Source organism: Streptomyces sp. NEAU-YJ-81 (assembly GCF_017592595.1).
In the GTDB taxonomy this organism is placed as follows: domain Bacteria; phylum Actinomycetota; class Actinomycetes; order Streptomycetales; family Streptomycetaceae; genus Streptomyces; species Streptomyces hygroscopicus_B.
In genome coordinates, this window is the sequence record NZ_JAGFNO010000009.1 from 275,134 (window position 1) to 298,708 (window position 23,575).

Here is a 23,575-nt window from a genome sequence, read left to right on the forward strand (position 1 = left end):
CTAGCTCCCTCGGTAGACGGAGTAGCCGAACGGGGTGAGCAGCAGCGGTACGTGGTAGTGCTCGCCCGGCTCGACGGCGAAGGCGACCGCGACCTCCGGGAAGAAGGCGTGGGTCAGATACGGCCCGGTCTCGAAGCGCAGCCGTGCGTGGGTGGTGCCCTCGGGGAGGTCGGGCAGATCCTTGCAGCGCCCGTCGGCGTCGGTCAGGGAGTCGGCGTGCGCCGTCCACTGCGCGCCGGGCCCCGAGCGGACGGACAGCTCGACGACCACGCCCACGGCGGGGCGGCCGATGCTGGTGTCCAGGATGTGCGTGGACACGGAGGTGGCGCCGCTCGCCATCACCGCTCTCCTTCCGCCGGGGCCCGCGGGGCCCGAAGGGTTTCCGTCAGCCGGGTCAGCCGGATCCGGTTGATCTTTCCCAGTTCGGTACGGACGATCTCGCGCTCGGTGTCGGTGTCATGGCGGATCCGCTCGCGCAGGGCCGCCAGCATCTCCTCGCCGGTGCGGCCGGTGGCACAGATCAGGAAGACATGGCCGTGGCGCTCCTGGTACGCGAGGTTCAGCTCCAGCAGCTCCGCGCGCTCCGCGTCCCGTACCCCGCTCTGCTCGCGGGCCGAGGCGGCGTCGCCCGGCGCCGGCCGCCCGATGGGCGGATGCGCGGCCATCGCCTCGGCCAGGTCGGCGGCGGTCAGCCCGGCCATGGCCGCGTCGGCGGCGGCGAGCAGCTCCCCGACCGTGGCGTACGGCCGCCCGCCCGCGACCGCCGCGCCCCAGGCCCGGCTGGCGCACACCTCGTGCAGCAGCCCGGCGGCGTCGCGGTCGTCCACCGCGTTGAACCGGGCCAGCCCCGGCGGAGCACTGGAAGTCACTCTCGCAAGCTAGAAGGCACCCTCGCCGGGCGTCAACACTTTGTTGAAAAATGCGCGTAACGGCGGGCGCGGTCAGTCCCCGCTCTTCTCTCGGTTGAGGTAGTTGTAAACGGTGAAGCGGCTCACGCCGAGGGCTCCGGCGACCGTTTCGACGCCGTGGCGCACCGAGAAGGCGCCGCGCTGTTCGAGGTGGCGGACGACGGACTGCTTGGTCTTGCGGTCGAGGGCCGAGAGCGGCACGCCATGGCGGCGCTGGAGGTCGGCGAGGATGTGGTCGAGCGAGTCCGAGATATGCGGCAGCCTTACGGCGACCACCGGGCGGCCCTCCCAGGAGAGCACCACATCGTCGCCCCGGGCCCGGTCCGGGGCGATCATCTCGCCGCCCATGGCGTCCACGAGCGGTTGCACTGCGGCGGCGAAGGGGTGGTCGGCGGGTACGCTCACGCCTCGCCCTCCCCGACCACGTTGACCTGGAGCGAAATCCGGGTGGCACCGGCTTCGAGGGAGCTGCGCAGGAGCCGGTCGACGGCCGCCAGCACCGCCTCCGCCCCGCCTTCCGCGGTGTTGCCGAAGGGGCCGACGTCGACGGCGTCCAGCGGGGCGGCCTGGACGGTCTCGCGGGCCACGACGGCGTGCGGCGGCACCTCGTCGAGGTCGAACGGTTCGGTGGTGAACTCAACCCTCAATCTCACGCCGCAAACCTACTGCGTCAGCCGTAACACGGCGCCCCCATCGCGGGGGACAGAACGCCCAAGTACCTCGCCGCGGCCGCCCGCTTCGGGGACCATGGACGCATACCGCATCCGCCCCCGTCCACGGAGCGCCCCGATGACAGACAACGTGCCGGTGCGTTGTCCCGCGTGCCGTCGCGAGCAGTCGTTCACGCCGCCCACCTTCCCCTGTTCGTGCGGCGCGCCGGTCACCCTGCCCGTCCTCCGCGACGGGGCTCCGGAGGAGGTCGGCCACCGCACCTGGGAGAACCTCTGGGTGGCGGTGAACTGCCCGTCCTGCGGCCACCAGGGCCACTGGCCGCAGCCGGAACTGGGCTGCGACTGCGGCGCGGTGGTCCGCGTCCCCGTCGCCGCCGCGCCGCCCTGGGCCGGCCCGGGCGCGGTGGCCGGGCACGGCGGCCCGGTCGTACGGCGCCCCGCCTTCCGGCCGGTGACGATCCGTACGGCGCGGGACGCGGTCACCGCCGCCGCGCTGTATCTGAAGTGGCTCGGCTTCCACAGCCTGCGGCCCTCGGAGGACCGGGCCGCGTCCGGGGTGGACCTCTACGGGACGGGCGTCGTCGCCCAGGTCGATCCGACCACCCGCCCGACCGGGCTGCGGGACATCGAATGCCTGTGGCTGAACGGGCTCCAGAAGTCGGCCATGAGCGTCTTCTTCTCGCTCGCGGGCTATGCGCGGGAGGCGCGGGCGCGCGCCGACGCGCTCCATCTGCCGCTGTTCATCATGGACCTCACCGGCACCCCGCAGCCCGTCAACGACCCGGCGGACGTACTGATCCGGATGGGTCCGCCGGACGGCTGACCCCGGTCGGCTCTTGCGCTCAGGGCCGGGGAACGCTTCCGTTGAGGCACCGCCCTCCACCGTTCACCCGTCCCATCCGCTCGACCGGCCGGAGGCCGAAACGATGGCTGCTCCGTGGTACCCGAGGTCATGGGCTCCGCTCGTCGCCGCCCTGACCCTGCTTCTGGTGACCGGCTGCGGGGGCGGCGATGCGCCGCCGCCCACGGTGGAGAGCTCCTCGGCCGCACCCGGGCCCCCATCCGGCGCCACACCGGGCACGCCCACCCCCCTCACCAGCCCTGATGGCACCGACGACGGAAAAGGTGTGGAGGAGGACATCGACGCGGCGGTCTCCGTCACCACCACCTACTGGCAGACCCACTGGCCCGAGCTGTTCACCGGCGGCTACAACCCGCCCAGAATCCTGGGGGCCTACGACGGCGACACCCCCGGTACGCCGGCGTGCGGCAGTGAACCACTCCCCGACGACAACGCCGTCTACTGCCCGGACGGCGACTACATAGCGTGGGACATGGACCTGATGCGCTGGGGCCATGCGCGGGGCGACGCCTGGGTCTATCTGGTGATCGCCCATGAGTGGGGCCACGCCGTCCAGAATCGTCTGGACGCGGGCCTGGTCGACCTCGCCCGTGAGCTGCAGGCCGACTGCCTGGCCGGGGCGGTCCTCTTCGGCGCCGCCCAGGACGGGACGCTGACCTTCGAGGAGGGTGATACCGAGGAGCTGGCGGACGCCCTGACCGCACTCGCCGACAGGACCCCGTGGACCGACATCTCCGACCACGGCGACGCCTCCCAGCGGGTCTCCTACTTCAGCCGCGGCGCGCGATCCGGGGTGAAGTCGTGCCTGCCGAACGTCGTCCAGTGACGGGCGGGGTGTGGGCCCCCGCTGTGGCGGGGGTGTGGGCCCCCGCTGTAGTAGAGGGGCCCGCAACTCATCAGCTCGGCGCGGTCTGCGGCTCGGCCCGCTCGACCAGCACTTCGGATCTGGCCGGACCGGCCTCCGACCGGGTCTCGGCCAGCAGCTCCCGGGCAGCCGCCTCGCGCAGCTCGACCTTGCGGACCTTGCCGCTGACCGTCATCGGGAAGCCGTCCATGAGACGCAGATAGCGGGGGACCTTGTAGTGGGCGAGGCGGCCCCGGCAGAAGCGGGCGAGCTCATCGCGGGTGAGGGTCTTGGCGCCCTCGCGCAGGATGACGCAGGCCAGGACCTCCTCGCCGTACTTCTCGTCCGGTACGCCGACGACCTGCACATCCGCCACCTTGGGGTGGGTGTGCAGAAACTCCTCGATCTCCCGCGGATAGACGTTCTCCCCACCGCGGACGATCATGTCCTTGATCCGGCCGACGATCTGGATGTATCCCTCGCCGTCCATCACCGCGAGGTCGCCGGTGTGCATCCAGCGCGCCGAGTCGATCGCCTCGGCGGTCCGCTCGGGCTCCTGCCAGTAGCCGAGCATCACCGAGTAGCCGCGGGTGCACAGTTCGCCGCGGGTGCCGCGGGGCACGGTCGCCCCGGTCACCGGGTCGACGATCTTGACCTCGACATGCGGCAGCACCCGGCCGACCGTCGAGGTGCGGCGGACGAGGTCGTCGTCGGGCCGGGTCTGGGCGGAGACCGGTGAGGTCTCGGTCATGCCGTAGCAGATGGACACCTCCGCCATATGCATCTCGGCGACCACCCGCCGCATCACCTCCACCGGGCAGGGCGATCCGGCCATGATCCCGGTGCGCAGCGAGCTGAGGTCGAAGGTGGCGAAGTCCGGCAGGGCCAGCTCGGCGATGAACATGGTGGGGACGCCGTACAGCGAGGTGCAGCGCTCCCGTTCGACGGCGGCCAGAGTGGCGACGGGGTCGAAGGTGGGGGCGGGGATGACCACGCAGGCGCCGTGGCTGGTGGCCGCGAGGTTGCCCATCACCATGCCGAAGCAGTGGTAGAAGGGCACCGGCACGCAGATCCGGTCCTCGGCGGTGTAGCGGACCGTCTCCCCCACGAAGAAGCCGTTGTTGAGGATGTTGTGGTGGGAGAGGGTGGCGCCCTTGGGGAAGCCGGTGGTGCCGGAGGTGTACTGGATGTTGACCGCGTCGTCGCAGCTGATCCGGGCCTCGCGCTCGGCGAGCCGCTCGGGGGCCACACCGCCCCCGGCGCGCACCAGCCCGTCCCAGGTCCGGTCGCCGATGTAGATGACATCGCGCAGCGAGGAGCAGGCCGATCGCACCTGCTCGACCATCCGCCGGTAGTCGCTGGTCTTGTGCTCGATGGAGGAGACCAGGACCGAGATTCCGGCCTGCTGGAGTACGTACCGCAACTCGTGGACGCGGTACGCGGGGTTGATATTGACCATGATGGCGCCGATGCGGGCGGTGGCGTACTGCAACAGCACCCATTCGGGGCAGTTGATGGCCCAGATGCCGACCCGGTCGCCCTTGGCGACCCCCATGGCCATCAGCCCGAGCGCGACCTCCTCGACCGACCTGCCGAACTCGGCGTAGGTCCAGCGGCGGCCGGAGGGGACGTCGACGAGCGCCTCGCGGTCGCCGTACAGCTCGACGGCACGGGCCAGATTGGCGCCGATGGTGTCGCCGAGCAGCGGGAGGTCCCCGGCTCCGCTGGTGTAGGAGAGCCCCGCTGGGCTTGGTGGGTCAGACGTGAGGTCGGTCATGGGAGCTCCTTGGGTTCATGGGCACGTACGCCTTCACGGTCACGTACGCCTTCACGTTCGTGCGGGTGGGTCATCATATGAGCGTCAGTCATCAGATCTCCTCATAAAACTCGATACCGCCACCCTGTGCCGTGCGTTCACGTAGCTCGATCCGGCGAATCTTTCCGGAAACCGTCTTGGGGAGGTCGGCGAACTCCAATCGGCGGATCCGCTTGTACGGCGCGAGCACCGCCCGGGAGTGCGCGAACAGCGCCTTCGCGGTGTCCGCGCCGGGCTCCCAGCCCTCCGCCAGCACGATGTACGCCTTCGGCACGGCCAGCCGCACCGGGTCGGGGGCCGGTACGACGGCGGCCTCGGCGACCGCCTCGTGCTCCAGCAGCGCGCTCTCCAGCTCGAACGGCGAGATCTTGTAGTCGGACGCCTTGAAGACGTCGTCGGCGCGGCCGATGTAGGTGATGTAGCCGTCCGCGTCGCGCGATCCGATGTCTCCGGTGCGGTAGTAACCGCCCGCGGTGGCCTCGGCGGTGCGCTCCCCGTCGCCCTCGTAGCCGGTCATCAGACCGACGGGACGGCCCTCGGGACCGGTGAGGTCGAGGCAGATCTCGCCCTCCTCACCGGGCCGGCCGGTCACCGGATCCAGCAGGACGACCCGGAACCCGGGGGTCGGCCGTCCCATCGAGCCGGGCTTGAGCGGCTGTCCGGGGGTGTTGGCCACCTGAACGGCGGTCTCGGTCTGGCCGAAGCCGTCCCGGATGGTCACCCCCCAGGCGCGCCGCACATGCTCGATCACCTCGGGGTTGAGCGGCTCGCCCGCGGCAAGGGCCTCCCGGGGCGGGGTGCGAAGCTGGGTGAGATCGGCCTGGATGAGCATCCGCCAGACGGTGGGCGGGGCGCAGAAGGTGGTGATGGAGCAGCGGTCCATCTCGGCCATCAGGCGGGTGGCGTCGAAGCGCGTGTAGTTGTGGACGAAGACGGTGGCCTCGGCGTTCCAGGGGGCGAAGAGATTGGACCAGGCGTGCTTGGCCCATCCGGGCGAGGAGATGTTGAGGTGGACATCGCCCGGCCTGACCCCGATCCAGTACATCGTCGCCAGATGCCCGATGGGATACGAGATGTGGGTGTGCTCGACCAGCTTGGGGCGGGCGGTGGTGCCGGAGGTGAAGTACAGCATCAGGGGGTCGGTGGCGAGGGTCGGCCCGTCGGGGACGAAGGGCTCGTCGTCCCCCGCGCCGTCCGCCGTGGTGTCCACCGTGATGCCCGCGGTCCCGGCGTCCTCGTAGGCCAGCCAGCCCTCGGGCGCGCCGCCGACCGCGATCCGGGTGTAGTCGCCCGGCACCTCCGCGAACTTCTCCGTGTCCGCGCCCCGCACGACCACATGCGCCGCCCGGCCGCGCTCGATGCGGTCGGCGAGGTCGAGCGGGCCGAGCAGCGGGGTGGCGGGGATGACGACGGCGCGCAGCTTCATCGCGGCCAGCGCGGTCTCCCACAGCTCGACCTGGTTGCCGAGCATGACCACGATGCGGTCACCGGCCCGGACGCCGCGGTCGCGCAGCCAGTTCGCGGCCCGGTCGGAGCGGCGGCGCAGCTCCTCGAAGGTCAGCCGGATCTCGCTGCCGTCCTCCTCGACGATGTGCAGGGCGGTACGGTCGCCGCTTCGTCCGGCGATCCCGTCGAACCAGTCCAGGGCCCAGTTGAACCGCTCCGGGCGTGGCCAGCCGAACCCTTGGTACGCCGCCGCGTAGTCCTCCCGGTGGTCGAGCAGGAAGTCCCGTGCCTCGCGGAAGTCGTGAGCCGGATTCATTGCTGTCACTTGTCCTCCTGAATGGCGTACCGCTCGCTAGCATCGTGCGACGGGTGATCTGAGTCTCACTACCCCCGGACGGGGGTGGCGCTGGATGCGGGAGGTGGCCGTGACGGGATCGGACGGGGCCGTCGACGTACGGAGCACGCTGCAGCGGATGCGCCGGCGTGGTGGCCTGCCCGTCGCGTTCGGCGGGCTGTTCTCGGGCTCACGGCAGTTCCGGATCTCGGAACTCGCCGGCACCACGACCAACTCCCTGCGGGGTCTGGCCATCACACCCGGCAACGGCCTCGGCGGCAAGGTCCTCACCATGTCCCGGCCGATCTCGGTGGCGGACTACCCCACTTCACGGGCGATCAGCCATGAGTACGACGCGGCGGTGGGCGCGGAGGGGCTGCGCTCGATGCTCGCGGTGCCGGTGGTGGTGCGCGGGCGGGTGCGCGGGGTGCTGTACGGCGCGCTGCGCCAGCCGCTGGTGCTCGGCGACCGGGCGCTGAGCGCGGCCGTGGAGTCGGCGCGCGAACTGGAACGCGTACTGGAGAGCGAACTGGCGCAGGAGCTGGCGGTGCGGGAGGAGGCGCAGCGGCTGCTGACGGAGGCGCGCCAGCGGCGGGGGCAGCCGCCGGGACCGCGGTGGGAGCCGTCGGCGGAGGAGACCGACCCGGCGGTGTGGGAGGAGGTGCGCGAGGCCCACGGCGATCTGCGGGCCCTGGCGCACCGGGTGCCCGACCCCCAGCTTCGCGAGGAGATACTCACCGCCTGCTCCCGGCTGGCCAGGGCCTCGTCGGGGCGCGGCAGGCAGCGGGAGCACCGGAACGGAGGGAGCGGGGTGGAGCTGTCGCCGCGCGAGGTGGACGTGCTGGCATGTGTGGCCTCGGGGGCGACGAATTCGACGGCGGCGGAGCGGCTGGGGTTGCGGCCGGAGACGGTCAAGAGCTATCTGCGGTCGTCCATGCGGAAGTTGGGGGCCAACACCCGCCTCCACGCGGTGGTCGAGGCTCGCCGTGCGGGGCTCTTGCCGTAACAGACGGCGGGTGCGGGCGCCGGTGGCGGCTTCCGTGGCCCGGGGCCGATGCTCCCGCCAAAAACGCTTGATCTGAAGCAACTATTGCCTCGCCCACCGCTCCCCCGGGACGCACCACGGTCATATGGGGCGATATCCTGCACTGAGGTCAGTGCTCGCGACAGGAGGAGAGGTCCATGGACAGTGAGCCTCCCAGTCGTATGCCGCGAGGCGCCGCTCCGGCCCGGACGCGCTGAGCGCGACACCCGGCTCGGCCCGGAGGTGGCGCCCCTCCGAGCCCGAGCCCGCTAGCCGTAAAGGACCCCCTATGTCCGAGCGCCGCCGCACCCCCCGCCCCACGAGGCGGTACCCCTGGCTGCGCCCCGGCGGGGCGAACCGGGCCGACGCCGCCCCGCGCCCCGCCCCGGCACCCCCGGGCCCGCCGCGCGACGAGCAGCGGACCGCCGCCGATGGAACCCCGCGTGAGCCGGACGAGCGCAGCGTGGTGGAAGCCGCCGTGTACCGCGACGGCCGCCGCGTCGGCACCCCCGGCACCCTGGCCGCCACCTACCGGCGGCTGCGCGAGGAGACGGGCGCGATGGCGTGGATCGGGCTGTACCGGCCGAGCGAGGCGGAGCTGCTCTCACTCGCCGAGGAGTTCGATCTGCACAAGCTGGCCATCGAGGACGCGCTGGAGGCCCATCAGCGGCCCAAGCTGGAGCGCTACGGCGAGACGCTCTTCGTGGTGCTGCGCGCCGCCCGCTATCTCGACGCGCCGGAGGAGGTCGACTTCGGCGAGCTGCATGTCTTCGTGGGCCCCGACTTCGTCATCACCGTCCGGCACGGCGCCGCCCCTGACCTGTCCGCGGTGCGCGGCCGGATGGAGTCCACCCCCGAGCTGCTGGCGCTGGGCCCCGAGGCGGTGCTGTACGCGATCCTCGACGCGGCCGTGGACGGCTATGCCCCGGTGGTGGCGGGGGTGCAGAACGACATCGACGAGATCGAGACCGAGGTCTTCCGCGGCGACCCCGAGGTGTCGCGGCGCATCTATGAACTCTCCCGCGAAATGGTCGAGTTCCAGCGCGCCACCCGTCCCCTGGTCGGGATGTTGCACGGGCTGATGGCGGGTTTCGACAAATACGGCACCGATGAGGAGCTGCAGCGCTATCTGCGGGACGTCGCCGACCACGTCACCCACACCAGCGAGCGCGTGGACGGCTTCCGCTCGGCCCTCACCGACATCCTCGCCGTCAACGCCACCCTGGTGACCCAGCAGCAGAACGCCGAGATGCGCGCGCTGGCCGAGGCGGGTTTCGAGCAGAACGAGGAGGTCAAGAAGATCTCCGCATGGGCGGCGATTCTGTTCGCCCCCACACTGGTCGGCACCATTTACGGGATGAACTTCACCCATATGCCCGAGCTGGACTGGGTGTGGGGATACCCGTTCGCGGTCGTGCTGATGGCGGTGGTCTGCGTCAGCCTGTACGTCATCTTCAAGCGCCGCGGCTGGCTCTGACGGCGCCACAACTCTCCGGCTGGATCGGCGATTCAAGGGATTTCCTCGATGAATCGCTGATTCAGCCGCTTTCCGTAGCCCCTCCCCCTCGTTTGTGCTTCGATGCCGTGCGGCACGGCACGGGCAGGCGAGCGACGGGAGTACGCGTATGGACCGGCGAGGGTTCCTCAGGGGCGCGGCCGCGCTGTCCACCGCGGGGCTGGTCACCGCGGTCGGCGGTACCGCGACGGCCACGGCCGCCGCGCCGCCCCGGCTGTCGGCCGCCCAGGACTGGCTGTCGGCCATCGCCGACGCCACTCCGGTCCAGCGGCTGACCCTGCCCGGCACCCACGACTCCGGCGCCCGTTTCGGCGGCCCGTGGACCGAGTGCCAGAACACCACCATCGCCGACCAGCTCGGCAGCGGCATCCGCTTCCTGGACGTCCGCTGCCGCGCCTTCGAGAACGCCTTCCCCATCCACCACGGCGCCTTCTACCAGAACCTCAACTTCGACGATGTGCTCGGCGCCTGCCGCTCCTTCCTCTCCGCGCATCCGTCGGAGACCGTGCTGATGCGGGTCAAGCAGGAGTACTCGGAGGAGAGCGCCGCGGAGTTCCGCCGGATCTTCGACATCTATCTGGACGACAAGGGCTGGCGCTCGCTGTTCCGCCTGGACAACACCCTCCCCACCCTGGGCCAGGCCCGGGGCAGGGTGGTGCTGCTCGCCGACTCGGACAACATGCCGGGGGTGCGGTACGGCGACGGGGGGCTCTTCGACATCCAGGACGACTACATGGCGGAGCCGTTCGGCAAGTACCCGAAGATCGAGGCGCAGTTCCGCAAGGCGGCGGCTCAGCCCGGCAAGCTCTTCATGAACTATGTCTCCACCGCCGCCCTGCTGCCGCCCCGCTCCAACGCGGACCGGCTCAACCCGCAGGTGAAGTCGTTCCTGGAGGGCGCCGAGGCTCAGGGCTGGACCGGGCTCGGGATCGTTCCGATGGACTTCCCGAACACCGCGTCCGGCCTGGTCGACGCCCTCGTCCGGCACAATCCGGCGGGCTGACCGCGGAGCGTCAGCGACCGGGGAACCGGCGGAAGACCTTGACCGACGGTTCCGCGTAGCGGACCAGTTCCAGCGCCTGCTCGGGGAACCACTCCCCCGCGTCGGGGTTGACGCTCCCGCGCACCGGGTCCAGGGGCCCGTCGGTGCCGCGCAGGCACCGCCCGTCCGACTCGCCCGGCGTCTTCACCCACAGCGCGGCATCCAGCAGTGCGTCGCCCGTGCGGGTGGTGGGGCGCCTGCCCAGGCCCCGCGCCGGGGGGTTGCACCATGACTGCACGTCGTTGTGCTGATGCGTCGCGGCCCTCGGGGTCCAAGGGCCCTGGCCGTTGCGGCTGGTGTCGGTGACGAAGTGCTTCATGCGGCCCGGGTCGTCCGGTACGTGGGCGTGCAGCCAGCGGCGGGCGTGCCGCCGTGACCAGCTCTGGTCGGCGCAGTCCTCGGGGTCTCCGCCCTCGTCGGCGTAGGCGAGGCAGGAGGAGATCAGCCGGCCGTACCAGGCGCTGTCGGGGTCGGTCTGGTAGTGGGAGACGTTGAGGGCGAAGCCGGTGGCGCGGTCGATCCCGGCCTTGATGAGACGGGGCACGATGCTCCTGACGGAGTGCCAGCCGGCGTGGCCTGCGTCCAGGTAGACCGAGGTATTGCCGAGCGCGGTAAGGGCGTCGACCGCGTAGTTGATCTCGGAATAACGGGCGGCGGTCTCCTGGTCCTCCACCACCGGGGTGTCCAGGTCGCCCACGTCCTCGAGGTCGGGGGTCATGGGGTCGGGGGTCATCGGGCCTGGGGTCATGGGGTCGGGCGTGGGGAGCGGGGGCAGCTCGGGGAGGGTGCTCGGCTGCTCGGCGGAGGGCTCGGGGGCGGGGCTCTGAGATGCGGAGGGCAGGAGGCCGGAGGGCTCCTGGGCCTCGGCAGGCTTGGGGGCCGGGCTCTCGGAGGCGGGGAGTCGCGGGTCGGGGGACTGGGCGTCCGGGGACTGCGCGGCGTCCTGGCCGGTGCCCTGGGCGTCCGATGCGGCGGGCGGGGCCGTTGACGCGCCGGGGTCGGGCAGCGGGGGCAGATCGGTGGGCGGTGCCTCGGCGGCGGGCTGCTGCTCGACGGCCGTCTGCTGCTCGCCGGCGAGTTGTTCCTCGGCGGGCTGCTCCTCGACGGCGGTCTGATCGGTGTTGGATTCGTCGGCGCAGTCGGAGGGCAGCAGCGCCAGCGAATCGGGTTCGAGGACGATGAGCACCTTACGGCCGCCGATGCCCTCGGCGACGGCGTCGATCCACGCCTCGTACGCGGCGAGTCCGTCCGCTCCCCCGCTCGAGTAGCTGCCGCAGTCACGGCCCGGGATGTTGTAGAGGGCGAGGACCGGCAGCTTCCCCCGCACGTCGGCGCTCCGCGTCGTCCTGCGGACCAGCCGCTCGATCTGCTCCGGGGTCTCGTCGCCGTACCAGACCGCCTGCGGCGTCCGCACCATGGCGAGGAGCCCGGCGGAGTCGCGGAAGTCGCCCCGCCAGGCGAGCCGGGCCACCTGGCGGTAGGAGTCCCGGTCGGGGGGCGGGGCGTAGAGGCGGGCGATGCGGGAGGAATCGTCGTCGTCCTCCCGCGCGGCCGCGCTCACCACGGGGCTGATCAGCAGGGGCAGGGTGGCCGCGGCCACGACGGCCGTCGACACAGTGAGAATCTTGCGTCTCTTACGCACGTGCGCACTCCAGGGGGGCGGCAGAACCAAGGTCGATTCCTGACTCTCACTCAGAAACCGGCGCCCGGCAAAGGAAGCCTCCGCCAGGTGGCGGAGGGTTTTTCCCGCTCAGGAGTGGCCTAATGTCAGACGATCCTTCTGTGATCTGATGTGATCTCAGGTGATGTCAGGCGACCGAGTCGATCCGGTCCGAGGCCGCCCGGGTGTCGTGGTGGATCGGGGTCCGGGCACCCGTCAGCGGCGTTCCGCTGCCGCCCCGCCGGTTCGCGACGATCTCGCCCGCGATGGACAGCGCGGTCTCCTCGGGCGTACGGGCGCCGAGGTCGAGCCCGATCGGGGAGCGCAGCAGGGCCAGCTCCGGCTCGCCCACCCCGGCCTCGCGCAGCCGCCGCAGCCGGTCCCGGTGGGTGCGGGCGGAGCCCATCGCGCCGACGTACGCCACGGGCAGCCGCAGCGCCCGCTCCAGCAGCGGCACGTCGAACTTCGGGTCGTGGGTGAGCACGCACAGCACCGTGCGGGCGTCCACCTCGGTCTTCTCCAGATAGCGGTGCGGCCAGTCGACGACCACCTCGTCGGCGTCCGGGAAGCGGAGCGCGGTCGCGAAGACCGGACGGGCGTCGCAGACCGTGACGTGGTAGTTCAGGAACTTCCCGATCCGTACGAGCGCGCTCGCGAAGTCGACCGCCCCGAAGACGATCATGCGCGGCGGCGGGACGCTGGCCTCGGCGAGCAGGGTGACGGGCCGCCCGCAGCGGCTTCCCTCTGCGCCGATGACCACGGTCGCGGTGCGCCCGGCGTCCAGCAGGGCGCGGGCCTCCGCGGCCGCCGTACGGTCCAGCTCGGGGTGGCCGCCCAGGGTGCCGTCCCAGCCGTCGTCCGGGCGGACGAGCAGGGCGCGGCCCAGCAGCTCGGGCGGGCCGTCCACGATCCGGGCCAGCGCCGTCGTCCGGCCGTCGACGGCGGCGGACGCGGCGGCGGCCAGCACCGGGCGCACCCGGCGGTCGGCCGCCGGGGCCGGGGTGACCAGGACATCGATGACCCCGCCGCAGGTCAGGCCGACCGCGAAGGCGTCCTCGTCGGAGTAACCGAAGGTCTCCCGTACGGTCTCGCCGGTGCGCAGCGCCTCCTGGCACAGCTCGTACACCGCGCCCTCGACACAGCCGCCGGACACGCTGCCGATCGCCGTGCCCTCGGCGTCCACGGCGAGGGCGGCCCCGGGCTGCCGGGGCGCGCTGCCGCCCACGGAGACCACGGTGGCGACGGCGAAGTCCCGGCCCTCCTCGCACCAGCGGTGCAGCTCGGCGGCGATGTCCAGCATGGTGATCAGCTCCTTGGCCGGCGCATCGATACGCGGCACATCGATATCCGGAACAACACACTCGGCTCCCGATATCTGCCCTCAGGTACCCGTCAGGTGCTCCGGGCGCACGGGCACGCGCTTCAGCGGCAGGCCCGTCGCCGCGCGGATGGCGGCGACGACGGCCGGGGTCGAGGAGAGCGTGGGCGCCTCGCCGACGCCGCGCAGCCCGTACGGGGCGTTGTCGTCGGCCAGCTCCAGCACGTCCACCGGCATGGCGGGGGTGTCCAGGATGGTGGGGATCAGATAGTCCGTGAAGGACGGATTGCGGACCCGCGCCCCGTCCGCCGAGACGACGATCTCCTCCATCACCGCGAGCCCGAGCCCCTGCGTGGAACCGCCCTGGATCTGCCCGACCACCGACAGCGGGTTGATCGCCTTGCCCACGTCCTGCGCGGCCGCCAGCTCGACCACCTTGACCAGCCCCAGCTCGGTGTCGACCTCGACGACCGCGCGATGGGCGCAGAAGGAGTACTGCACATGGCCGAAGCCCTGGCCGGTGCGTAGGTCGAACGGCTCGGTCGGCCGGTGCCGGAACTCCCGCTCCAGGTCGATCGCCTCGTCGCCCAGGATCCCGGCGAGGTCGCCGATCACCTCACCGCCGTCGGTGACCACCTTGCCGTCCGCCAGCCGCAGCCGGGCGGGCTCCGCCCAGGCGGGGTGGGAGGCGCCGAACCGCTCCCGGCCGCGCCGCAGCACCTCCTCCCGGACCGCCTCACAGGTGTGCTTGACGGCGCCGCCCGTCATATACGTCTGGCGGGAGGCGGAGGTGGAGCCCGCCGAGCCGACCCGGGTGTCGGCCGGGTGAATGGTGACGCGGTCGACGCCCAGCTCGGTGCGGGCGATCTGGGCGTGCACGGTGACGCCGCCCTGGCCGACCTCGGCCATCGCGGTGTGCACCAGGGCGACCGGCTCGCCACCGATCACTTCCAGCCGGATCCGGGCGGTGGAGTAGTCGTCGAAGCCCTCGGAGAAGCCGACGTTCTTGATGCCGACCGCATAGCCCACCCCGCGCACCACGGCCTCGCCGTGGGTGGTGTTGGACAGCCCGCCCGGCAGGGCCCGTACGTCCACGGGGCCGCCCGCCGCCTCCCACCCGCGCTCGGGCGGCATCGGCAGCGCCTTGACCCGGCGCAGCAACTCGGCGACCGGGGCCGGGGAGTCGACGAGCTGTCCTGTGGGCATGGTGGCCCCCTGGGACATGGCGTTGCGCTGCCGGAACTCCACCGGGTCCAGGCCGAGTTCGGCCGCCACCGCGTCCATCTGCGCCTCGTAGGCGAAGCACGCCTGGACGGCGCCGAAGCCGCGCATCGCCCCGCAGGGCGGGTTGTTGGAGTAGAGCGCGATGGCCTCGACGTCGACGTTCTCGACGACGTAGGGGCCGATCGACAGGGAGGCGGCGTTGCCGACGACCGCCGGGGAGGAGGAGGCGTACGCCCCGCCGTCCAGGACGATGCGGCACTGGACGTAGAGCAGCGTGCCGTCGCGGCTCGCGCCGTGTTCATAGGTGAGCTTGGCGGGGTGGCGGTGGACATGGCCGAAAAAGGATTCGTACCGGTTGTAGACGATCTTGACGGGCTTTCCGGTGCGCAGCGCCAGCAGACAGGCGTGCGCCTGCATGGACAGGTCCTCGCGCGCGCCGAACGCCCCGCCCACCCCCGACAGCGTCAGCCGCACCTTGCCGGCGGGCAGCCCGAGGACCGGGGCGAGCTGATCGCGGTCGACATGCAGCCACTGGGTGGCGATGTAGAGGTCCACACCGCCGTCCTCGGCGGGCACCGCGAGCCCCGACTCCGGGCCGAGGAACGCCTGGTCCTGCATGCCCACCTCGTAGTCCCGGCGGACCACCACATCGGCGCGGGCCCGGGCGGCGGCGACATCGCCGCGCAGGACGGGCTGGCGGTGCACGATGTTCGGGTGCGGGGCGTGGGCGGCGTGGTGGTCCCGGCGGCCGGGGTGGAGCAGCGGCGCGCCCGGTGCGGTGGCGGTGGCCTCGTCGACGACCAGCGGCAGCTCCTCGTACTCCACCGCGATCCGGGCGGCGGCGCGGCGGGCGGTCTCGGGGTGGTCGGCGGCGACGATCGCGACGGGCTCGCCGTGGTAGCGGACCCGGTCCTTCGCGAGCACGGGCTGGTCGTGGATCTCCAGGCCGTAGTGGGTCTCGGCGGGCAGATCGTCATGGGTCATGACGGCGTACACCCCGGGCAGGGCGAGCGCCTCGGCGGTGTCGATGGACCTGATCGCGGCGTGGGCGTACGGGCTGCGGAGGGTGAAGCCCCACAGCATGTCCTCGTGCCACAGATCGGAGGAGTACGCGAACTCGCCGGTCACCTTGAGGGTGCCGTCGGGGCGCAGGGTGGACTCGCCGATCGTCCCCCTGGTGGCGCCGGTGGCCTGGGTGAGGGCGGTGGGGGCACTGGCGGTGCGGTCGGCTGCCATGGTCAGACCGCCTTCCCGGTGCGGGCGGCCGCGAGCCGGACCGCGTCGAGGATCTTCTCGTAGCCGGTGCAGCGGCAGAGGTTGCCGGAGAGCGCCTCGCGGATATCGGCGTCGGAGGGGTCGGGGGTGCGCTCCAGCAGCTCATCGGCGGCCACGAGCAGGCCGGGGGTGCAGAAGCCGCACTGGACGGCGCCGGCGTCGATGAACGCCTGCTGAACGGGGGCCAGCGGGGCGACCTGCCCGGGGCGGGATGGCTCGGGCCGCCTGGGACGGACGGCCCCAGGCTCTACGGGGTGGCCCGCATCAGGCCCCGCGCGGCGGGCCGCATCGGGCTCGCCGGCGCGGCCCGTCTCGGGCTTCGCGGGGCGGACGGCCTCGGGCCCCACGGGGCGGACGGCCTCGGGCCCCACGGGGCGACCGACCTCGGGCCCCACGGGGCGACCGACCTCGGGCTCCGCGGGACGTGTCACATCAGGCCCCACGGGACGACCCGCATCAGGCCCCGCGCGGCGGGCCGCATCGGGCTCACCGGCGCGGCCGACCTCGGGCTTCGCGGGGCGGGTCGTCCCCGGCGCCCCCGGGTGACCCGCCTCGGGCTCACCGGGGCAGACGGCTCCAGCCGCCTCGGCGGCATGCGCCGACCGCTGCCGGGCGTGGTCCGCGAGTCCCTCGACGGTGACCACTTCGCGGCCCTCGGCCTGCCCCGCCGCCACCAGACAGGCACATACCGGCACCCCGTCGAGGCGGACCGTGCAGGAACCGCATTCGCCCTGCTCACAGGCGTTCTTCGAACCGGGAAGCCCCATCCGCTCGCGCAGCACGTACAGCAGGGACTCGCCCTCCCAGACGTCATCGGCCTCGTACGGCCGCCCGTTGACCGTGATGTTCACACGCACTGTGCGGCCCTCCCGTCTCCCTCGCGATACGCCTCCCAGGTCCAGCCGAGCGTGCGGCGCGCCATGACCCCCACCGCGTGACGGCGGTAGGCGGCGCTGCCGCGTACGTCGTCGATCGGGCGGCACGCCCCGGCGCACAGCTCGGCGAACCGCCGGGCCATCGACGGGTCGAGGGGCTCGCCGCTGTCCCAGAAGCCGCCCTCCTCGAGCGCCGCGCCCAGGAACTCCTCGGCCTCATGGGCCCGTACGGGCGTGGGCGCGGCCGATCCGATGCCGGTGCGCACGGTGCGGGTGCGCGGATGGAGCGCGACGGCGAAGGCGCAGACCGCGATCACCATGGCGTTCCGGGTGCCGACCTTGGAGAACTGCTGCGGACCGTCCGCCTTCTGGATGTGCACCGCCCGGATCAGCTCATCGGGCTCCAGGGCATGGCGCTTGACCCCGGTGAAGAACTCCTCGACGGGGATGTGCCGGGTGCCGCGCACCGAGGCCGCCTCCACCTCGGCCCCGGCCGCCAGCAGCGCGGGATGCGCGTCCCCGGCGGGCGAGGCGGCGCCGAGGTTGCCGCCGACGGTGCCGCGGTTGCGGATCTGCGGTGAGCCGACGGTGTGCGCGGCGAGCGCCAGCCCCGGCAGCTCGGTCCGGAGCTCCTCGATGATCCGGGTGTAGGGGACGCCCGCGCCCAGCCGGACCGTACGGTCGGTGGCCTCCCACTCGGCCAGTTCGGCGACGCGGGTCAGGTCGAGCAGATACTCGGGCCGCCGGTGATCGAAGTTGATCTCGACCATCACATCGGTGCCGCCCGCGATGGGCACGGCGGTGGGGTGCTCGGCCTTCGCGGCGAGCGCCTCCTCCCAGCCGGCGGGGCGCAGGAAGTCCATGGGTCTCTCTTCTCGAATCGTCGGCGTCGCCGTCGGCAGGCGGGAGCCCCCTCCCAGAACTCTGCACGCGACTCAACGCCAGTAGACCGAGGTGTGGGCCACATGGTGCAGTCACCGAAGACATGAAGCAATTGGCTGGCCAGGGGGCGGGTCTTGTAGATTCGAACGAACGGCGGGGCCCCGAAACCTCGCGGTATTCGACCGGCAACACGGAACAAGATCGGCTGGCATCCCATGCGGCTGCGCGCACTGCTGGAGAACGACACCCTGGGCCTGCGCCTACTCGGTGGCGAGAGCGAGCTGGACCGTACCGTACGCGGCGTCATGACCACCGATCTGCGCGACCCCAGCCGCTATCTCTCGGGCGGTGAACTCGTGCTGACCGGGCTCGCGTGGCGGCGTGAGCCGGAGGACTCCGAGCGGTTCGTCCGCATCCTCGCGGCGGCCGGGGTGGCGGGGCTGGCGGCGGGCGAGGCGGAGCTGGGTGCCGTGCCCGAGGATCTGGTGCTGGCCTGCGGACGGCATGGGCTGCCGCTGTTCTCCGTGGTCGAGGACGTCGCGTTCGCCACGATCACCGAGCATGTGGTGCGCCAGGTCTCCGGTGAGCGGGCCGGGGATCTGGCGGCGGTCGTCGACCGGCACCGCCGGCTGATGACGTCCGGGCCCGCGGGCGGCGGCCCCGAGGTGGCCCTTGACCTGCTCCGCTCGGACCTGGACCTGACCGCGTGGGTGCTCTCCCCCACCGGCCGCCGGATCGCCGGACCCACCGCCGCCGGAGCGGCAGCGGAGCCGCCCGCGGCGGTTCGCGCCCAGCTTGCGGGCGAGCATCTGGCCGCCCGGCGCCACGGGCGGCGCGGCCCGCACCGGATGACCGCCGCGGACGGCATGACGTACTCCCTCTTCCCCATCCGCAGCGGTGACACGGGCGAGGCGGTGCGCGAAACCGTGCTTTCCGACTGGCTGCTGGTGGTCGGCGCGGACGCCGACGAATGGCCGGAGGAACGGCTGGATCTGCTCTATGGGGTCACCCAGCTGATCGCGGTCGAGCGCGACCGGCGGAACGCGTCGCGCACCGTGCGGCGCAGGCTCGCCCAGGAGGTGCTGGAGCTGGTCCAGACGGGCGCGCCCCCCGCCGAGATCGCGGCCCGGCTGCGGGTGGCCGCCCCGGTGCTGGTGCCGGGGCTCGGCACGGCGCCGCACTGGCAGGTGGTGGTGGCCCGGGTGGAGTGGGGCGTCACGGCGGAGGCGGAGCACGGCGCGGACGGCGGGGCGCGCGAGGGCACCGCGCGAGAGGGCTCCATGCGGGACGGCTCCATGCGGGACGGCGCCACGCGAGACGGCTTCACGCGTGAGGGCGGGGCCGTCCTCGGCGCCCGGGCCGCCCAGTCGCTGCTGGAGGAGATCCTGGTCGATCCGGCCGCGCCCGGGCCGGAGCTGTCGGACCGGATCGCCGTGGCCCACACCGGGGACGAGGCGGTGGCACTCGTCCCCCTCCCGGCGCTCACCGACGGCCCGTCGGAGGGCGGCGGCATGGACCACGCCACGGAGGGGCTGCAGGCCGACGCGCTGCTCACCGCCGTCCGGGAGCCGCTCTCCCGCGGTCTGGACGGCGACGGTCGGCTGACCCTCGGCGTCAGCGCCGCCGTCCACTCCGCCGACGGGCTGCGCGGCGCCCTGGAGGAGGCCCGGCACGCCCGGCGCGTCGCCGCCGCACGCCCCGGGCGGGTCTGCGCGGCCGGGCACCAGGAGCTGGCCTCGCACGTACTGCTGCTCCCCTTCGTCCCGGACGATGTGCGGCGCGCCTTCACCGCCCGGCTGCTGGACCCGCTGCGCGAGTACGACCGGCGCCACCGGGCCGAGCTGATCCCGACCCTGGAGGCGTTCCTGGACTGCGACGGCTCCTGGACGCGCTGCGCCTCCCGGCTGCATCTGCACGTCAACACGCTGCGCTACCGGATCGGCCGGATCGAGCAGCTGACCGGGCGCGAGCTGTCACGCCTGGAGGACAAGCTGGACTTCTTCCTGGCGCTGCGCATGAGCTGACGCCCGGCGGGGCGTGGCCGTGGCCCGGGGACACGCCCGGGCGCGTGACAACGCGCCATCACTCTTGCCAGGGGTTTGTGAATTGATTCACACCAACCTCTTGGCCGGGCGCGCGCATTCATGCTGAGATTCGCCCACAGCTTCCGGCTCGATGGCGCGCTTGGGGAGGGCAATGTGGCGGACACCGCCATGTCACCACCTGGATCGTCCGATCCTCATTCCGAGGTACAGGCGGGGCGCGGGTTCGACCCGCTCGTGGACGACCCACTCGACACGGCGGTGTGGCGGCTGCGTTCGCGCGGCTGCTGGAAAGACGCCGCCGAACTGCTCACCCCGCATGCGGTGGACGACGCCGCCGCCGCGCTCAAGCGCAGCGCCGTCCTGATCGAACGGTGCATGTACACCTCCGCGGGCTGGGACGCGGCCGATGACGCCCTGCGGACGGCGGAGGCGCTCGCGCTCACCGACACCGAGCGGGGCGCGACCGCGTGCGAACGCGGCTATCTGGCGTACGCGTCCACGCTGGTCGGGGTGCGGGACCGGGCCGACGAGGCGCGGACCGCACTCGGCCGCGCCGCCGCGCTGCTCTCACCGGGCTCCCCGATCCGGCCGTTGCTGGACTTCCGGCGCGGGCTGATCTCCCAGCACCTCGCCCACAACCCGACCGGCGCCCTGGCCGCCTTCCAGCGCGCCCACGCGGGAGCGGCGGCCCACGGCGACACCCTGCTGCGCTCGTTCACCTGGCGCCATCTGGCCGCCATGGCGGAGGCGGACGGCGATCTGGCGGAAGCGCGCCACGGCTTCGCCGAGTCGCTGCGGATCCGTGAGGAGCTGGGCTATCTGGTCGGCATCGCCCCGGCCCTGGCCGCCCTGGCCGATGTCGAACCCGACCCCGACGAGGCCACCCGCCTGCGCACCGAAGCGGCCCGCCTGGTCCGCCTCCTGGGCGGCGTCCCCGTCTGGCTCGCGGAACAGCTCACCCCGGCGGACACCACCGACTGATCCGCACCGGCCGCCCCGGGGCATGCGCCCTGGGGCGGGCGGCCCGGCGCGAAGGCAACGGTGGCCACGGGCCGGGGTGTGGGGGCCTACGCTCCCACAGCCCTCAGACCGTCGGGACGAAGTGGGCGCGGGTGAGGGATTCGACCGTGTCGAGGTCGCGGGCGGCCAGGGCGTCGAGGAGGGCCATATGCTCCTCCGCGTCGGCGACGAGGTCGGCGGTGCGGGTCGCCCGGCCGCAGGCCAGGGGCCACTGGGCACGGCGGTGCAGGTCGTCGGCGACGATCACGAGCTGCTGGTTTCCGGCCAACCCGAGCACGGTCTGGTGGAAGGTGCGGTCCGACTCCAGATAGGCGGCGCGGTCGCCCGTCATGGCGGCAGCCGCCGTCGCCTCCGCGAAGGGCCGCAGCCCGGCCCAGCGCTCGGGCGCGATCGCCTCCGCCAGGCTGAGCATCACCGGGACCTCCAGCAGCGCCCGCACCTCGGCGAGCTCGGCCAGATCGCGCTCGCTGCGGCGGGAGACCCGGAAGCCCCGGTTCGGCACCACCTCGACGGCGCCCTCGCCCGCGAGCTGCTGCATGGCCTCCCGTACGGGGGTGGGAGAGACGCCGAAGCGCTCGGCGAGGACCGGGGCCGAGTACACCTCGCCCGGGATCAGCTCACCGCCGGCCAGCGCCTCCCGCAGGGCGTCCAGGATCTGGCCGCGCACCGAGTGGCGGCGCGGAGACCTGCGTGCCGCGGGCGCGCCGCAGGAGGGCGGCGGCTCCATCGCCACCTGTGCTTCGGACTGCTCCACTCCGGTCCTCCTGACATCCCATCGAACGATATGCGGAGGCCGCTCCCGGGCAAAGCCCGTAAACATCATTTAAGGTCGCAGTAACGTTACGCCGCGTACACGGACCGTACGCCGACGGCAAGCCGATCGGTCGGATTACCCGCGATCGGGTTCCGTGAATAGAATCAAGCCGCTTGCACAGCGCGAGTGTTCGGATCGCATCGCACCTATTCGCGTGTCCCCCCGCCTACTTGGCGGCCTCTTGTCCCAAAACCGCTCGAGGCCCGGCAGGACTCCGCCAGGATGTCGCGCGCGGTAGGCCGCACTGCGGCCAGAACTTCATGGAAGCCAATCAAGGGGCACCGGATGAGACTGACCGACATATCGCTGGTTCTGCCAGTCGTCGTGGCGCTCGCCGGCGTCGTGGGGGCGGCGGTTGTCCTCGCGCGCGGCCGACGGAAGAAGGACGAGAGCGTCATCACCGACTCCTGGGAGCGCAGCGAAGAGCGTCGGCGCCGTAAGGAGGCCATCTACGGGATGGCCGCCTATATCCTGCTGTTCTGCTGCGCCGGGGTGGCCGCAGCGCTCTCCTTCCAGGGCCTGGTGGGCTTCGGGCGGGAGAACCTCGCGCTGACCAACGGCTGGGAGTACCTGGTGCCGTTCGGTCTCGACGGCGCGGCGATGTTCTGCTCGGTGCTGGCGGTGCGGGAGGCCAGCCACGGTGACGCGGCGCTCGGCTCGCGGATGCTGGTGTGGCTGTTCGCGGGTGCGGCGGCCTGGTTCAACTGGGTGCACGCGCCGCGCGGCATGGGCCACGCGGGCGCCCCGCAGTTCTTCGCGGGCATGTCGCTCTCGGCGGCGGTCCTCTTCGACCGGGCCCTGAAGCAGACCCGCCGGGCGGCGCTGCGCGAGCAGGGCCTGGTGCCGCGGCCGCTGCCGCAGATCCGCGTCGTCCGCTGGCTGCGTGCTCCGCGCGAGACCTTCGCCGCATGGTCGCTGATGCTGCTCGAGGGCGTGCGGACGCTGGACGAGGCGGTCGAGGAGGTCCGCGAGGACCGGCGCGAGAAGGAGAACAACCGCACCCGCCGGCGCGATCAGGAGAAGCTGGACCGGGCCCGGATCCGGGCGATCAACCGGCAGCACCGGATGTGGGGCCGTCGTGGCGGCCGTCAGGTGGAGGTCACCGCCGCCGCGCAGCCCGCGCAGCTCAGTTCGGAGCCTGCCATAGGCGAGAAGGTGCTGGAGACCGCCGGGGCCCCGGACCAGGGTCAGCTCTCCGCGGCCTCCGCCCGGCCCGCCCTGCGGTCCGCGGGTGGCGCCGAGGCCGGGCTCGGCGACCTGGACCGCGACCGGAACCGGGATCGCGACCGGGATTTCAGCTTCGGCTTCGGTGAGAAGGACAAGGACTCCGAGGCCGACCGTCCCCACACCATCGACCTCACGGCCGAGGACGACACGCTCACGATCCCGCGGCTGGACTCCCTTGAGGAGAAGCTGGCGCAGATCGAGCGCGCCTTCGGCTGAGCGGGCGGCCGGGGCGGGGACAGGTGTCCCCGCCCGCCGCGCGGCGGCTCCGTAACCACACGGCCTACGCGCCACGCGTCGCACGTCCCCAACACGGCGCCCGCCCAACGGGCCACCCGCCGTGGAGCGCGGCTACGGAACGCCTTCCGCTTCGAGTTCGAACCACAAGACCTTGCCCACCCCGTGCGCCCGCACGCCCCAGGCGTCCGCGAGCGTATGCACCAGCAGCAGTCCGCGCCCGGATGTGCTGTCCTCCGCGGGCCGGTCGCGCAGCGTCGGGTGCCGGGACACGAAATCCCGCACCTCCACCCGTAATCGTCCGGTGACGCGCGCGCCCGGCCCGTCCCCCAGCGAGGCCGTGATCTGTGCGCCATGGCCGGTGTGCACCAGTGCGTTGGTCACCAGCTCGCTGGTGAGCAGCTCGGCGAGGTCGGCCCGGCCGGGCCCGCCCCAGTGCCGCAGCAGCTCGCGCAGCTCCGCGCGGACCTGCGCCACCACCGCCAGGTCGTCGTGCGCCAATCGTTTGGTCAGGACCGGGCCACGCTCCACCGGAACA

At 72.6% G+C, this 23,575-nt stretch carries 21 protein-coding genes; 8 read left to right on the forward strand and 13 right to left on the reverse strand.

The window, feature by feature from the left end:
- The 4 genes from uraH to J5X86_RS22260 all read right to left on the reverse strand — a co-directional run bounded on the left by uraH (window position 1) and on the right by J5X86_RS22260 (window position 1,561).
- The gene (gene uraH / locus J5X86_RS22245; RefSeq protein ID WP_059141798.1) at window positions 1-339 is read right to left on the reverse strand and encodes a hydroxyisourate hydrolase; all 339 of its coding nucleotides are present in this window, start codon (window positions 337-339) and stop codon (window positions 1-3) included.
- A complete protein-coding gene (uraD, locus tag J5X86_RS22250; RefSeq protein ID WP_208518490.1) occupies window positions 339-869 on the reverse strand; it encodes a 2-oxo-4-hydroxy-4-carboxy-5-ureidoimidazoline decarboxylase in 531 nt (176 codons plus the stop codon). Before uraD ends, uraH begins: the two co-directional genes overlap by 1 nt.
- 72 nt (window positions 870-941) lie before the next feature.
- Window positions 942-1,313 (reverse strand): helix-turn-helix domain-containing protein, encoded by a 372-nt coding sequence (locus J5X86_RS22255; protein WP_119991890.1) that lies wholly within the window; start codon window positions 1,311-1,313, stop codon window positions 942-944.
- Window positions 1,310-1,561, reverse strand: coding sequence for a hypothetical protein (locus tag J5X86_RS22260; RefSeq protein WP_208518491.1), 252 nt, complete (start codon window positions 1,559-1,561; stop codon window positions 1,310-1,312). Before J5X86_RS22260 ends, J5X86_RS22255 begins: the two co-directional genes overlap by 4 nt.
- A gap of 136 nt (window positions 1,562-1,697) precedes the next feature.
- Between J5X86_RS22260 and J5X86_RS22265 the strand changes: the two genes are divergently transcribed.
- Together J5X86_RS22265 and J5X86_RS22270 are read left to right on the forward strand one after the other, a co-directional pair.
- Window positions 1,698-2,402, forward strand: a complete 705-nt coding sequence (locus tag J5X86_RS22265; RefSeq protein ID WP_208518492.1) for a hypothetical protein — start codon at window positions 1,698-1,700, stop codon at window positions 2,400-2,402.
- 103 nt (window positions 2,403-2,505) lie between these two features.
- Complete coding sequence (locus J5X86_RS22270) at window positions 2,506-3,267, forward strand: neutral zinc metallopeptidase (RefSeq protein WP_208518493.1); 762 nt, start codon at window positions 2,506-2,508, stop codon at window positions 3,265-3,267.
- Window positions 3,268-3,337: 70 nt separating this feature from the next.
- On the opposite strand, the gene J5X86_RS22275 is transcribed toward J5X86_RS22270, so the two are convergent.
- Together J5X86_RS22275 and J5X86_RS22280 are read right to left on the reverse strand one after the other, a co-directional pair.
- Window positions 3,338-5,062: an AMP-binding protein gene (locus J5X86_RS22275; RefSeq protein ID WP_208518494.1), complete on the reverse strand. Its 1,725-nt coding sequence runs from the start codon at window positions 5,060-5,062 to the stop codon at window positions 3,338-3,340.
- Between the two features lie 91 nt (window positions 5,063-5,153).
- Window positions 5,154-6,863: an AMP-binding protein gene (locus tag J5X86_RS22280; protein WP_208518540.1), complete on the reverse strand. Its 1,710-nt coding sequence runs from the start codon at window positions 6,861-6,863 to the stop codon at window positions 5,154-5,156.
- 94 nt (window positions 6,864-6,957) lie between these two features.
- Between J5X86_RS22280 and J5X86_RS22285 the strand changes: the two genes are divergently transcribed.
- The 3 genes from J5X86_RS22285 to J5X86_RS22295 all read left to right on the forward strand — a co-directional run bounded on the left by J5X86_RS22285 (window position 6,958) and on the right by J5X86_RS22295 (window position 10,424).
- A complete protein-coding gene (locus tag J5X86_RS22285; RefSeq protein ID WP_208518495.1) occupies window positions 6,958-7,887 on the forward strand; it encodes a helix-turn-helix transcriptional regulator in 930 nt (309 codons plus the stop codon).
- Between the two features lie 307 nt (window positions 7,888-8,194).
- Window positions 8,195-9,382 carry a magnesium and cobalt transport protein CorA gene (locus tag J5X86_RS22290; RefSeq protein ID WP_208518496.1) on the forward strand — a complete coding sequence of 396 codons (1,188 nt, stop codon included), beginning with the start codon at window positions 8,195-8,197 and terminating at the stop codon, window positions 9,380-9,382.
- A gap of 148 nt (window positions 9,383-9,530) precedes the next feature.
- Window positions 9,531-10,424 carry a phosphatidylinositol-specific phospholipase C gene (locus J5X86_RS22295; protein WP_078644543.1) on the forward strand — a complete coding sequence of 298 codons (894 nt, stop codon included), beginning with the start codon at window positions 9,531-9,533 and terminating at the stop codon, window positions 10,422-10,424.
- A gap of 10 nt (window positions 10,425-10,434) precedes the next feature.
- On the opposite strand, the gene J5X86_RS52925 is transcribed toward J5X86_RS22295, so the two are convergent.
- The 5 genes from J5X86_RS52925 to J5X86_RS22330 all read right to left on the reverse strand — a co-directional run bounded on the left by J5X86_RS52925 (window position 10,435) and on the right by J5X86_RS22330 (window position 17,678).
- On the reverse strand, window positions 10,435-12,105 hold the full coding sequence (locus J5X86_RS52925; protein ID WP_374229279.1) for a glycoside hydrolase family 6 protein: 1,671 nt from the start codon (window positions 12,103-12,105) through the stop codon (window positions 10,435-10,437).
- Between the two features lie 166 nt (window positions 12,106-12,271).
- On the reverse strand, window positions 12,272-13,423 hold the full coding sequence (locus J5X86_RS22310) for an XdhC/CoxI family protein (RefSeq protein WP_208518542.1): 1,152 nt from the start codon (window positions 13,421-13,423) through the stop codon (window positions 12,272-12,274).
- Window positions 13,424-13,504: 81 nt separating this feature from the next.
- On the reverse strand, window positions 13,505-15,901 hold the full coding sequence (pucD, locus tag J5X86_RS22315) for a xanthine dehydrogenase subunit D (RefSeq protein ID WP_208518497.1): 2,397 nt from the start codon (window positions 15,899-15,901) through the stop codon (window positions 13,505-13,507).
- 2 nt (window positions 15,902-15,903) lie between these two features.
- Complete coding sequence (locus J5X86_RS52930; protein WP_374229280.1) at window positions 15,904-16,797, reverse strand: 2Fe-2S iron-sulfur cluster-binding protein; 894 nt, start codon at window positions 16,795-16,797, stop codon at window positions 15,904-15,906.
- Window positions 16,788-17,678 carry a xanthine dehydrogenase family protein subunit M gene (locus J5X86_RS22330; protein WP_208518498.1) on the reverse strand — a complete coding sequence of 297 codons (891 nt, stop codon included), beginning with the start codon at window positions 17,676-17,678 and terminating at the stop codon, window positions 16,788-16,790. The genes J5X86_RS52930 and J5X86_RS22330 overlap by 10 nt, the downstream gene beginning before the upstream one ends.
- A gap of 234 nt (window positions 17,679-17,912) precedes the next feature.
- On the opposite strand from J5X86_RS22330, the gene J5X86_RS22335 reads away from it, so the two are divergent.
- A complete protein-coding gene (locus J5X86_RS22335; RefSeq protein WP_208518499.1) occupies window positions 17,913-19,721 on the forward strand; it encodes a PucR family transcriptional regulator ligand-binding domain-containing protein in 1,809 nt (602 codons plus the stop codon).
- 120 nt (window positions 19,722-19,841) lie between these two features.
- Window positions 19,842-20,723, forward strand: a complete 882-nt coding sequence (locus J5X86_RS22340) for a hypothetical protein (protein WP_208518500.1) — start codon at window positions 19,842-19,844, stop codon at window positions 20,721-20,723.
- Window positions 20,724-20,826: 103 nt separating this feature from the next.
- Here the strand turns inward: J5X86_RS22340 and J5X86_RS22345 are convergent, their stop codons facing one another.
- Complete coding sequence (locus J5X86_RS22345; RefSeq protein ID WP_243981095.1) at window positions 20,827-21,489, reverse strand: GntR family transcriptional regulator; 663 nt, start codon at window positions 21,487-21,489, stop codon at window positions 20,827-20,829.
- A 372-nt stretch (window positions 21,490-21,861) separates the two neighbouring features.
- Here J5X86_RS22345 and J5X86_RS22350 point away from each other — a divergent pair, with 372 nt between their 5' ends.
- Window positions 21,862-23,019, forward strand: a complete 1,158-nt coding sequence (locus J5X86_RS22350; protein ID WP_208518501.1) for a DUF2637 domain-containing protein — start codon at window positions 21,862-21,864, stop codon at window positions 23,017-23,019.
- Window positions 23,020-23,151: 132 nt separating this feature from the next.
- Here J5X86_RS22350 and J5X86_RS22355 read toward each other — a convergent pair whose 3' ends face one another.
- Window positions 23,152-23,568 (reverse strand): ATP-binding protein, encoded by a 417-nt coding sequence (locus J5X86_RS22355; RefSeq protein ID WP_107439166.1) that lies wholly within the window; start codon window positions 23,566-23,568, stop codon window positions 23,152-23,154.
- Window positions 23,569-23,575 lie beyond the last annotated feature (7 nt).

Bases quoted from the DNA above. Each gene is read 5' to 3' on its own strand.
- uraH (WP_059141798.1), bottom strand. From the start codon at position 339: ATGGCGAGCGGCGCCACCTCCGTGTCCACGCACATCCTGGACACCAGC.
- J5X86_RS22265 (WP_208518492.1), top strand. From the start codon at position 1,698: ATGACAGACAACGTGCCGGTGCGTTGTCCCGCGTGCCGTCGCGAGCAG.
- J5X86_RS22270 (WP_208518493.1), top strand. From the start codon at position 2,506: ATGGCTGCTCCGTGGTACCCGAGGTCATGGGCTCCGCTCGTCGCCGCC.
- J5X86_RS22275 (WP_208518494.1), bottom strand. From the start codon at position 5,062: ATGACCGACCTCACGTCTGACCCACCAAGCCCAGCGGGGCTCTCCTAC.
- J5X86_RS22280 (WP_208518540.1), bottom strand. From the start codon at position 6,863: ATGAATCCGGCTCACGACTTCCGCGAGGCACGGGACTTCCTGCTCGAC.
- J5X86_RS22285 (WP_208518495.1), top strand. From the start codon at position 6,958: ATGCGGGAGGTGGCCGTGACGGGATCGGACGGGGCCGTCGACGTACGG.
- J5X86_RS22290 (WP_208518496.1), top strand. From the start codon at position 8,195: ATGTCCGAGCGCCGCCGCACCCCCCGCCCCACGAGGCGGTACCCCTGG.
- J5X86_RS22295 (WP_078644543.1), top strand. From the start codon at position 9,531: ATGGACCGGCGAGGGTTCCTCAGGGGCGCGGCCGCGCTGTCCACCGCG.
- J5X86_RS22310 (WP_208518542.1), bottom strand. From the start codon at position 13,423: ATGCTGGACATCGCCGCCGAGCTGCACCGCTGGTGCGAGGAGGGCCGG.
- pucD (WP_208518497.1), bottom strand. From the start codon at position 15,901: ATGGCAGCCGACCGCACCGCCAGTGCCCCCACCGCCCTCACCCAGGCC.
- J5X86_RS22330 (WP_208518498.1), bottom strand. From the start codon at position 17,678: ATGGACTTCCTGCGCCCCGCCGGCTGGGAGGAGGCGCTCGCCGCGAAG.
- J5X86_RS22335 (WP_208518499.1), top strand. From the start codon at position 17,913: ATGCGGCTGCGCGCACTGCTGGAGAACGACACCCTGGGCCTGCGCCTA.
- J5X86_RS22340 (WP_208518500.1), top strand. From the start codon at position 19,842: ATGCTGAGATTCGCCCACAGCTTCCGGCTCGATGGCGCGCTTGGGGAG.
- J5X86_RS22345 (WP_243981095.1), bottom strand. From the start codon at position 21,489: ATGGAGCCGCCGCCCTCCTGCGGCGCGCCCGCGGCACGCAGGTCTCCG.
- J5X86_RS22350 (WP_208518501.1), top strand. From the start codon at position 21,862: ATGAGACTGACCGACATATCGCTGGTTCTGCCAGTCGTCGTGGCGCTC.